The sequence below is a fragment of the Mycobacterium sp. genome, assembly GCF_049278535.1.
Lineage (GTDB): Bacteria > Actinomycetota > Actinomycetes > Mycobacteriales > Mycobacteriaceae > Mycobacterium.
Genome location: NZ_JBAPMI010000241.1, coordinates 1 through 10,187, shown reverse-complemented (window position 1 = coordinate 10,187; position 10,187 = coordinate 1). Strand labels below are relative to the sequence as shown.

General features: G+C 66.5%; 13 protein-coding genes, 1 tRNA gene and 1 pseudogene. 5 read left to right on the top strand and 10 right to left on the bottom strand.

Features of this window, described 5'->3' with window-relative positions:
• Positions 1–192: pseudogene (locus WAO18_RS16565) on the top strand (site-specific integrase); the annotation flags it as partial.
• A gap of 42 nt (positions 193–234) precedes the next feature.
• On the opposite strand, the gene WAO18_RS16560 reads toward WAO18_RS16565, so the two are convergent.
• From WAO18_RS16560 to WAO18_RS16550, 3 genes are all read right to left on the bottom strand, one after another.
• Positions 235–325: transfer RNA gene (locus WAO18_RS16560), tRNA-Ser, on the bottom strand.
• Positions 326–354: 29 nt separating this feature from the next.
• On the bottom strand, positions 355–813 hold the full coding sequence (locus WAO18_RS16555) for a nucleoside deaminase (RefSeq protein WP_422207335.1): 459 nt from the start codon (positions 811–813) through the stop codon (positions 355–357).
• Positions 810–1,322 carry a tRNA adenosine deaminase-associated protein gene (locus WAO18_RS16550; RefSeq protein ID WP_422207334.1) on the bottom strand — a complete coding sequence of 171 codons (513 nt, stop codon included), beginning with the start codon at positions 1,320–1,322 and terminating at the stop codon, positions 810–812. Before WAO18_RS16550 ends, WAO18_RS16555 begins: the two co-directional genes overlap by 4 nt.
• Positions 1,323–1,441: 119 nt before the next feature.
• Between WAO18_RS16550 and WAO18_RS16545 the strand changes: the two genes are divergently transcribed.
• Positions 1,442–2,386: a prephenate dehydrogenase gene (locus tag WAO18_RS16545; RefSeq protein ID WP_422207338.1), complete on the top strand. Its 945-nt coding sequence runs from the start codon at positions 1,442–1,444 to the stop codon at positions 2,384–2,386.
• Here the strand turns inward: WAO18_RS16545 and WAO18_RS16540 are convergent.
• Genes WAO18_RS16540 through WAO18_RS16520 form a run of 5 tightly spaced genes read right to left on the bottom strand, consistent with a single transcriptional unit; the run spans position 2,349 to position 6,411 of the window.
• Entirely contained in the window at positions 2,349–2,909 is a 561-nt protein-coding gene (locus WAO18_RS16540) for a putative glycolipid-binding domain-containing protein (RefSeq protein ID WP_422207337.1), read from the bottom strand. The genes WAO18_RS16545 and WAO18_RS16540 overlap by 38 nt on opposite strands.
• A 41-nt stretch (positions 2,910–2,950) precedes the next feature.
• A complete protein-coding gene (locus tag WAO18_RS16535; RefSeq protein WP_422207333.1) occupies positions 2,951–3,673 on the bottom strand; it encodes an ABC transporter permease in 723 nt (240 codons plus the stop codon).
• The gene (locus tag WAO18_RS16530; protein WP_422207332.1) at positions 3,670–4,365 is read right to left on the bottom strand and encodes an ABC transporter permease; all 696 of its coding nucleotides are present in this window, start codon (positions 4,363–4,365) and stop codon (positions 3,670–3,672) included. The genes WAO18_RS16535 and WAO18_RS16530 overlap by 4 nt, the downstream gene beginning before the upstream one ends.
• Positions 4,366–4,367: 2 nt before the next feature.
• Positions 4,368–5,465 (bottom strand): ABC transporter ATP-binding protein, encoded by a 1,098-nt coding sequence (locus WAO18_RS16525; RefSeq protein WP_422207336.1) that lies wholly within the window; start codon positions 5,463–5,465, stop codon positions 4,368–4,370.
• 4 nt (positions 5,466–5,469) lie between these two features.
• Positions 5,470–6,411 (bottom strand): ABC transporter substrate-binding protein, encoded by a 942-nt coding sequence (locus tag WAO18_RS16520; protein ID WP_422207331.1) that lies wholly within the window; start codon positions 6,409–6,411, stop codon positions 5,470–5,472.
• Between the two features lie 77 nt (positions 6,412–6,488).
• Here WAO18_RS16520 and WAO18_RS16515 point away from each other — a divergent pair, with 77 nt between their 5' ends.
• Positions 6,489–6,833, top strand: a complete 345-nt coding sequence (locus tag WAO18_RS16515; protein WP_422207330.1) for a LapA family protein — start codon at positions 6,489–6,491, stop codon at positions 6,831–6,833.
• Between the two features lie 29 nt (positions 6,834–6,862).
• Here the strand turns inward: WAO18_RS16515 and WAO18_RS16510 are convergent, their stop codons facing one another.
• Positions 6,863–7,897: a phosphotransferase family protein gene (locus WAO18_RS16510; RefSeq protein WP_422207329.1), complete on the bottom strand. Its 1,035-nt coding sequence runs from the start codon at positions 7,895–7,897 to the stop codon at positions 6,863–6,865.
• Positions 7,894–8,589: a histidine phosphatase family protein gene (locus WAO18_RS16505; RefSeq protein ID WP_422207328.1), complete on the bottom strand. Its 696-nt coding sequence runs from the start codon at positions 8,587–8,589 to the stop codon at positions 7,894–7,896. Before WAO18_RS16505 ends, WAO18_RS16510 begins: the two co-directional genes overlap by 4 nt.
• A gap of 82 nt (positions 8,590–8,671) precedes the next feature.
• Between WAO18_RS16505 and WAO18_RS16500 the strand changes: the two genes are divergently transcribed.
• Together WAO18_RS16500 and WAO18_RS16495 are read left to right on the top strand one after the other, a co-directional pair.
• Positions 8,672–9,685: a phosphotransferase family protein gene (locus tag WAO18_RS16500; protein WP_422207327.1), complete on the top strand. Its 1,014-nt coding sequence runs from the start codon at positions 8,672–8,674 to the stop codon at positions 9,683–9,685.
• The coding region (locus tag WAO18_RS16495; protein ID WP_422207326.1) for an SDR family NAD(P)-dependent oxidoreductase at positions 9,682–10,187 on the top strand (506 nt) is incomplete at its 3' end. The genes WAO18_RS16500 and WAO18_RS16495, both read left to right, overlap by 4 nt.

The following is a 10,187-nucleotide window of genomic DNA, read 5'->3' as shown; positions in this document are numbered from 1 at the left end:
GTCAGTGCCGGAGTCAATGTGCTGGCGTTGCAGCGGATGCTCGGCCACACGTCGGCGAAGGTCACTCTCGGCACCTACGCGGACCTGTTCGACGACGACCTCGACGCGGTCGCGGTCACTCTCGATAGCAGATACTCACCCGACAGTGTGGCCAAAATGTGGCCAACAGCCGGAGATGGTGCGCACCGATAGGACACAGAAACGCTGTGGCCTGCATAAACAGGGGACGAGCTATGGCGGTGGCGGAGGGATTTGAACCCTCGGACGGGGGTTACCCGTCACACGCTTTCGAGGCGTGCTCCTTAGGCCGCTCGGACACGCCACCGCCGGGAAGCTTACCCAACAGCGGGCTCGCTATCCCAATCGCTGGCGGGCGAAGAAGGTCTCCAGCAGCCCGGCGCACTCGTCGGCCAGCACCCCGCCCCGCACCTGCGGGCGGTGGTTGAGCCGGCGGTCGCGAACAACGTCCCACAGCGAGCCCACCGCGCCGGTCTTGGGCTCCCACGCCCCGAACACCAAGCGGCCGACACGGGCCATCACCAGCGCACCGGCACACATCGTGCACGGTTCGAGGGTGACCGCCAGCGTCGCTCCGGTCAGCCGCCACCCATCGCCCTGCACGCTGGCGGCGGCCCGAATGGCCAGGATCTCGGCGTGCGCCGTCGGATCGCCGAGCGCCTCGCGTGCATTGACGGCCCGGGCCAGCACGGTTCCATCGGCCGCGACGATCACCGCGCCCACCGGAACATCACGTGGACCCGCGGTCGCGGCAACAGCCAGCGCAGTACGGATCAGATCGTCGTCGGAGCTCACCGACCGAGACGGTCGAGCACCGACGACAGTTCATCGGCAAAGCCCATCTCGCGGGCAATGCGGCCCAGCTGCTCGTCGGCGTAGAGATCGGTCTCGTCGAGGATGACGCTCAGCACCGCCTCAGGCAGCCCCACATCGGACAGCAACCCGAGGTCGCCCTCTTCGAACGGGTCGGCGTCTTCAAGATCTTCGGGGCCGATGTCGGCGTCCAGGTTGTCCAGCACCTCGGCGGCGATGTCGTAATCCAGCGCGGCGGTCGCGTCCGAAAGCAGCAGCCGGGTGCCCGACGGCGCGGGCCGCACGATCACGAAGAACTCGTCGTCGACATCGAGGAGGCCGAATACCGCCCCGGCGCTGCGTAACTCGCGCAGTTCGGTCTCCGCGTCGGTCAAACTGGCCAGGGCTTTGGGCCCCATGGCTGAGCACCGCCATTTGCCGTCCTCACGTACGACGGCTACACCGAATCCGTCCGGTGTGTCCGCCTGCGCGGAAGCCCGCTGTGCTCCCATGGGCGCCTACGCTAGTCCCGTGAGAGCCCGTTGACCAGCAAATCGGCGTCGCGTCGGGCGCTATAGCCCGGTAGGAATTCGTATGGATATGCCAACCTTGACGGGTGGCGAAGACACCTGTGTGCGTGCTGGGCCTGGGACTGATCGGCGGCTCCATTCTGCGTGCCGCCACCGCGGCCGGTCGTGAGGCCTTTGGCTACAACCGCTCGGTCGAGGGGGCGCAGGCCGCCCGGTTCGACGGCTTCGACGCCACGACCGATCTCACCAAGACACTGACCCGGGCCGCCGACCTCGGTGCGCTGATCGTCCTGGCCGTGCCGATGCCGGCGTTGCCGACCCTGCTCACCCATATCGGCCAGACCGCCCCCGACTGTCCGCTGACCGACGTCACCAGCGTCAAAGGCGCGGTGCTCGATGAGGTGATCGCGGCGGGCCTGCAAGCACGCTTCGTCGGAGGACACCCGATGACGGGCACCGCGCACTCCGGTTGGGAAGCCGGACATGCCCGGCTTTTCACCGGCGCCCCGTGGGTGATCAGCGTCGACGACCATGTGGACCCGGCGGTGTGGTCCACCGTGATGGAGTTGGCACTGGACTGCGGGTCGTTCCTGGTGCCCGCCCGGTCCGACGAGCACGACGCCGCCGCGGCGGCCATCTCGCATCTACCGCACCTGCTTGCCGAGGCATTGGCGCTCACCGCGTCGGAGGTGCCGTTGGCCTTCGCCCTGGCGGCAGGGTCGTTCCGGGATGGTACCCGGGTGGCCGGTAGCTCGCCGGATCTGGTGCGGGCGATGTGCGAGGCGAATGCCGGCCAACTGCTGCAGCGGGTGGACCGGGCCATCGAACTACTGAGTGGAGCCCGAGAGTCGCTGGCGCACAACGACTCTGTCGCTGAGCTTGTCGAAGGCGGGCATGCGGCCCGCGCGCGCTACGACAGTTTCCCCCGACCGGAGATCTTCGCTGTGTTTGTCGGCGCCGAGAATTGGCGCCAAGAGCTGGCCGCCGCCGGCCGGGCCGGCGGGGTGATCAGATCCGCTCTGCCAAGCCTGGGTAGTCCACGATGAACCCGTCGGCGTCGACGGTCAGCGTGGTGTCCGAGACCGGCGAATGCACCTTGATTCCTTCGCCGGAGCCGACGGCTGCACTGCTGTAGCTGACCGCCGCTGAGGCCACGGTCATCTCCGGCAGGCTGACGTAGATCGTCGGCACCGTGACCGAGTCGGCCCGCTCGTAGAGCCCGACCCGGCGAATCGGCAGCGCATTGAAGAACGGGCTGAACACCACGTCGACGTCCAGCGCACCGTTGTATGCGGCGCGCGACTCGCTTTGGTGATCGGTGATCATCCACATGTTCTCTTCGTCACGCGCGACGACGAGCTGGCGTTCACGCTCGGCCAAGGTGACTGTCATGCCGAGCCGTTTGGTAGCACCGGTCTCGTCGGTCAGCAGGTCGTAATAGGCAGCGAAGGCCGGGTTGGTGTCGGTGTCAGCGGCCACGATGCGGCCGTTGGCTTTGATTCGCTTGCCGGACAACTGGACTCGCACCGACTCCATACGCCTGGCATCGTGTGAGCGCCAGGTCAGCATCGCCGACCAGGAACTGCTCGTCGCGTCTGAGGGGGGTGGGCTCACGCGTCTACGTTAGGCGACGGCTGCAGAGATTTCGACGTCTGGTGGTGTGGCCTTCGGCGCAGTCGGCCAGTGCCGGGCACCGATACCCACACAGCAAATGCCAGCGCACCGTCGAGAATCAACGCCAATGCGGCCACCATCAGCGCCCCAACCAGTGCGATATGGAACTGGCGCACCTTGATGCCGTCGATCAGGTATCGGCCCAGCCCACCGAGGCTGGCGTAGGCCGCGACTGTCGCGGTGGCGACCACTTGCAGCGTCGCGGTCCGGAGCCCACCCACGATCAGCGGCAGTGCGTTGGGCACCTCGACTCGAAGGAGCACCCGCAACTCGCTCATGCCCATCGAACGTGCGGCGTCGACCACGGTTCGATCCACCGCGGACACCCCGGCGTAGGTTCCAGCCAGCAACGGCGGAATCCCGAGCAGCATCAACGCCACGATCGGCGGCACCAAACCCAGACCCCAGAGCAGCACGGCCAGCAGCAGCACGCCCAGCGTCGGCAAGGCGCGCAGCGCATTGACCAAGCTCACCACCACCAGCGTGCCCCGCCCGGTGTGGCCGACGATCAACCCGAGTGGGACGGCGATCAATGCCGAAACCGCCACCGCCATCGCGGTGTATTCCAGATGCTCCAGCGTCCGGGCTGCCAGCCCCACCGGACCCACCCAGTTGTCCGCGGTGAACAGATAGGACAGCGCCTGGGTCAGGAAGCTCATCGCGACCCGCCTACATCAACGGCTCCCCCAGGAGCTGTCAGCAGTCGGCGGCCGGGCCGCGAAACGCGGGCCCAGGGCGTGGCGATCCGGCCGATGAACATCAGCGCGACGTCGATGATGACCGCCAACACGAAGATCGCGACGATCCCGGCGACGATCTGGTCGCTCTTGTTCGCCTGGTACCCCTCGGTGAACCAGGTGCCCAGACCACCGATGCCGATCACCGCACCCACCGAGACCATCGAAATGTTGGTCACCACCACCACCCGTAAACCGGCCACGAGTACCGGAATCGACAGTGGCAGTTCGACTTTGACTATCCGGGTGATCGGCCGGTAGCCGACCGCGCTGGCGGCGTCACGCACCTGCGCCGGCACCGCATCCAGCGCCTCGAGCACCGCGCGGACCAGCAACGCCGTGGTGTAGAGCGTCAGCGCGACGATGACGTTGGCTTCATCCAGGATGCGGGTCGGGATCACCAGTGGCAGCACAACGAACAGCGCCAACGACGGGATGGTGAAGATCGCGCTGGCCGCGACCGTGGTCAGTCGTCGCAGCGCCGTCGTGCGCCAGGCCAGCACACCCCACGGCAACGCGATCAGCAGACCGGCCAGCACCGGCACGAGCGACAGCCGCAGATGGATCACGGTGAGCGCCCACGCTGTCGGAAGATGATTGATCAGGTAGTGCACGGCTAATCCCGCCGATGAGAATCCAAGGCGGCCAACACATCAGCGGCACTAACCCCGCCGATCACCTTGCCCTGATTGTCGACGGCCACACCCATTGCCGCCGGCGACGACAACGCGGCGTCCAATGCCTGGCTCAAATTGGCGCCCGGCCGGAACACCGCGCCGACCGACGTCACGCAGTCGCGCCGCGGTGCGCCGCCGCGATGCTTGCGCACGCCGTCCGCGTCGATCCAGCCCAGCGGCTCGCCGTCGGGTCTGACCACCAGCGCCCAGCCGTCGCCAAGTTGCGCGTCGTCGACAGCGGCAGGGTCGGTGACCGTGAGAATGTCGTGGGTCGGCAGCCTCGCCGCGTCCAGGAACTGAAGCCAGCGGTAACCACGACCGGCGCCGATCATCCTGGCCACGAAATCGTTCGCCGGGCGCGACAGCAGATGGGCCGGATCGTCGTACTGCTGCAGCACACCGCCCCGGCCGAACACCGCGACGCGGTCAGCGAGCCGAATTGCCTCATCGAGGTCATGGGTGACGAACACGATGGTTTTGTGCAATTCGGCTTGCAGCCTGAGTATTTCGCGCTGCAGCTCGTGGCGGACGATCGGGTCGACGGCCGAAAACGGCTCGTCCATCAACAGAATCGGCGGATCGGCGGCCAGCGCGCGCGCCACACCCACCCGCTGCTGCTCCCCGCCCGACAGCTGCGCGGGATAGCGGCCGGCCAGCTTCGCATCCAGGCCCACCCGCTCCAGCACGGTGTAGGCCGCCTTGCGGGCCGCGCGCCGTGACTGGCCTTTGAGCACCGGCACGGTTGCGACGTTGTCGATCACCCGTTGATGGGGCATCAGGCCCGCGCCCTGGATCACGTAGCCGATGCCGAGGCGCAGCCGCACCGGGTCGACACCCGCGATGTCGGCGCCGTCGACGACGACTGTCCCCGAGGTCGGTTCGGCCATCCGGTTGATCATCCGCATCGACGTCGTTTTGCCGCAGCCGGACGGGCCGACGAAAACGGTCAGCGTGCCCTCGGGCACTTCGAGGTTCAGCCGGTCGACGGCGACGGTGCCGTCGTCGTAGACCTTGTGCACGTCGTGGAAGCTGATCAACTCGTCAACCCCCGATCGGATGATTGAAGCCGTTGGCACGCAACCAATTACGGGCCGCTTGATCCGGATCGATACCCGAGTTGCCGGACACCGCAGCGTTGAGGTCGGCTACCCCACGGCTGGTCAGCTTGGCCGAAACCGCATCGAGCACGTCTTTGAGCTTGTCGGTCTTTTTCTGCGAATTGACCAGCGGCACAATGTTTCCGGCCGGAAAGTTATGCAGCGGATCTTCGAGCGCGACCAGCCGGTTCTGCAGAATCGCCGGTGAGGTGCTGAAGATATTTGCCGCGTTCACCCTGCCCTGCTCCAGAGTACGAACCGTGACCGCACCGCCGTCGTCGCTGATCGCCACGAAGTTTCCGGGTGCGATCTCGAGACCGTACCGCTGCCGGAGTCCAACCAAACCCGATGGCCGGGCCAGAAAGTCCGAGGGCGCGGCGAACTTCACCTCCGGTGAATGCGAGGCCAGGTCCCCGATCGTCTTCAGGTTCCATTTGGCCGCGGTGTCGGCGGTGACCGTGACGGTATCGGTGTCGCACGCCGGCGACGGCGTCAGGATCGACAGGTCACCGGGAAGGCGTTTGTACAACTCCAGTTCGATGTCGTCGAGCATGGTCACCGTGGAGCCCGGTTGAAAGTAGGACAGCAGGTTGCCGACGTACTCGGGTACCAGGTCGATCGAATGGTCTTTCAGCGCTGGGACATACGTCTCGCGGCTACCGATCCCCATTTGGCGGCCGACGTTGAAGCCGTTGGCCTGCAAAGCTTGTGCGTAGATCTCGGCGATGGTCTTGGATTCCGGGAATCCGGCGGACCCCACCACGATCGAGTTCACGTTGCTCGACGCCCCGCCGAGCGGGTTCGAGCTGCCGCAGGAGGTGACGGCAAGGCAGACGATCGTCAGCCACGCCGCGACTCGATGCCCCCGCCGTCGCAGCATGCTCATAGAACCGACACTATCGTTGCACGCCTTTCCCGGTGGTTCGGTTCACTTCAGGCCGGTGAAAGGGTAAAGATGACTGCATGACCAGCGATTCGTCTGTACCACCTGAACAGCCGCCCGAGGCGTCCGAGCCGGCCAAGGACACCTTGCCGGTGCCAGAATCGGCGGTGAAGTACACCCGTGCGGCCAGCTTGTGGTCGTCGCTGACCGCGGGCTTCCTGATCCTGATCGTGCTGTTGATCTTCATCACCCAGAACACGACTTCGGCGCAGTTTGCGTTCCTGCACTGGCACTGGAGCCTGCCGCTCGGTGTGGCGATTCTGCTCGCAGCGGTCGGCGGCGGGCTGCTCACCGTGCTCGTCGGCACCGCGCGGATCTTCCAGTTACGCCGAGCGGCTAAGAAAAACCTCGCCGCCGGCCGGTAGGTCAGGCCCAATAAATCACGCCCAGCAGATCAGGCCCTGTGCAACTCGGTCAGCCCGCGGGCGATCAGCGGAGCCACCGTTTCGCCGACCCGGTCGGATGCATCCACGTCGTCGGCACCGCCTGACATCCTTCTGCGGAAGTCGATGCCCGCCGCGATGATGGCCAGCTTGAAGTAGGCCAGCGCCATGTAGAAGTTCCAGTGCGCCAGCGGCTGTCCGGAGATCGCCGAATACCGTTGAGCGAGTTCGTCGGCCACCGGCAGTTGCGGTGACGTCCAGGCGGCGTGCGCGTTGATGATCAGGTCGAGCGACGGGTCCCGGTAAACACACATCAGTGCCGCGTCGCTCAGTGGATCACCCAGCGTGGACAGCTCCCAGTCGACGACGGCACGCACCTGCGTTGGATCGTCGGCGTCCAGGATGGTGTTGTCGATCCGATAGTCGCCGTGCACGATCGACGTGCGGCTCTGCTGCGGGACGGCCTCCTGCAGTGCCGTGTGTAGCCGCGCCACATCGGCGTCGCGCTCGTCGTCGGGCAGGTGCACGAGGTCCCACTGCGAACCCCACCGCCGGACCTGGCGTTCCAGATATCCGCTGGGCTTGCCGAAGTCGCCGAGTCCGACCGCGTCCGGATCAACCGCGTGCAGGTCGGCCAGCACCCGGATCAGGCTGTCGACACAGCCGTCGATGACGCTCTGGCCGCCCAGCGCCTCGAGTTCGGCTCGACTGCGCACTACCTGCCCGGCAACGTATTCGACCATCTGGAACGGTGCGCCGAGCACCGAGTCGTCGTTACACAGCGTGACCGCGCGGGCCACCGGGACCGCGGTATCGGCCAGCCCGGCAACCACTTTGTACTCCCGCGCCATGTCGTGCGCCGACGGCGTCAGCCCGTGCAGCGGCGGGCGGCGCAGCACCCATTTCGACGAGTCGTCGGCAACCAGAAAGGTCAGGTTGGAACGGCCGCCGGAAATCAGCTGCGCCGTCAACTCCCCGTCACGGGCGACGCCGGCCGAACGCAGATGCTTGTCCAGCGCGGAAAGGTCGAGTCCGTCGAGAGTCACGGGACTTGTTTATCACTCTGATTTGCCCGACTCCTCCCCAGCCGTTCCGGCTGCATCGTCATCGGGCGGGGATCGCGTTGGTTCCGCGGCAGCAGGTCCCACGCATGCTCGGTGCCGTTCACCGCCACCACACTGGCCTGACCGGACCGGGAGAACAGCAGCCGGGTCACCGAGACGTAGTCGATGGGAAACGACAACACCCGGTTGGTGCCCAGGATCTCGTGCAGTACCACGTTGATCACGCCGCCATGGCTGAACACCACGACGGTGTCTTCGTGTTCGGCGGTGGCGGCGACGTTGTCGACGGCCGCCCGCACTCGGACCCGAAACGCTTCCTCGTCGACCGAGCTCGGCAGGTGCCCCTGCGCCATCCGGGCCCACTCCTGCGGGTTCTCCGCACGGATCTGCTCGATGGGGATGTAGATCGGTAGATCACGGTCGTATTCGGCGAAGCGGTCGTCGATCTCGACGTCCAGCCCGCGCGCGGCGGCGACCGGTTCCGCGGTCTGGTACGCGCGCCGCTGCGGACTGCTCACCAGGCGGGTAATCGGAAATCTGGCCAGCGCATCGGGCAGCCGCGCTGCCTGCGCACGCCCCTCGTCGGACAGCTCGGGGTCGGCTCCCTGGCCCCTTCCCTCGGGATCCGGGCCGCTGCGGAGCGGCAACGCATGCCGGACCAGAAGCAACTGCATGCGCACAGCCTCGCATGCGTCCGAAAGCCCTTGGCATCCCGTCGGAGAATGCTATTCTCCGATCGGAGAGCGAGGTGTGCCGATGTTGGACGCGGTGGTACTGGGACGCTGGCTGGACGCGAACGATGCTCCCGGTGAAGGCGAAGAACCTGTCCTCGAGCAATTGTCCGGAGGCTCGCAGAACACGCTGTACCTGATCAACCGCGGCGACCACCGGATGGTGCTGCGCATGCCCGGCGCCCGCGCCGACGCGGCCCGCATCGACGGGCTGCTGCGCGAGATCCGACTGGTCCGCGCGCTGGGCGGGACCGATGTGCCGCATGCCGAGCTGATCGCCGCCAACGATGCCGGCGATCTGCTCGGCATGCCTTTTTACGTGATGCAGGCGATCGACGGGTGGAGCCCGATGGACGGCGGCTGGCCCACCCCGTTCGATGACGACCTGGCCGCCCGCCGTGGCCTGGCGTTCCAACTCGTCGAGGGCGCAGCCAAGCTCGGCCGGGTGGACTGGCAGGCGCAAGGGCTGGACGGCTTCGGCCGGCCGGACGGGTTCCACGAGCGGCAGGTCGACCGGTGGTTGGCCTTCCTCGACAGCTACAAGGTGCGCGACCTTCCCGGGCTCGACGAAGCCGCCGACTGGCTGCGTAGCAACCGGCCTGCCAACTACAAGCCGGGCATCATGCACGGCGACTACCAGTTCGCCAACGTGATGTTCGCGCACGGCGAGCCGGCCCGGCTGGCAGCGATCGTGGACTGGGAGATGACCACGGTCGGTGACCCGCTGCTCGACCTGGCCTGGTGCCTGTTGGGCTACGACGGCGAAAAGCCGCGCGAAGACGGCTTTTATCTCGACATGTCGGGAATGCCGACACGCAGCGAGTTGCTCGAGCGCTACGAGCAGGTCGGCGGGCCTTCCACCGAGAACATCGACTACTACCTGGTGCTGGCCAACTGGAAACTCGGCATCGTGCTGGAAAAGACATACGCTGCCGGAGTGCGCAGCGGAAAGGTCGACCCGAAGATTCAGAGCGCGTTCGGGGCAATGGTCCCGCAGCTGATCGCCACCGCGGCCGAGCTGGCTGGGTCACTCAAATGAGTTACGCCGGGCAACTTTTCGACCTCACCGGGCAGACGATCCTGATCACCGGTGGTAGCCGTGGGCTCGGCCGCGAAATGGCGTTCGGTGTCGCACGTTGCGGCGCGGACGTGGTGATCGCCAGCCGCAAGATGGAGAACTGCGTCGCCGTGGCCGACCAGATCGAAAGCGAGACAGGTCGCGCGGCGATGCCGTATCAGGTACACGTCGGGCGGTGGGATCAGCTCGACGGGCTGGTCGACGCGGTATATGACCGCTTCGGCAAGGTCGACACGCTGATCAACAACGCTGGCATGTCACCGGTCTACGACAAGCTGACCGACGTCACCGAGAAGCTGTTCGATGCGGTGGTGAATCTCAATCTCAAGGGCCCGTTCCGGTTGTCCGCGTTGGTCGGCGAGCGGATGGTGGCGGCAGGCCGCGGGTCGATCATCAACGTCAGCACCTCGGGCTCACTGCGCCCGGCGCCCGACATCATCCCGTACGCATCGTCGAAGGCCGG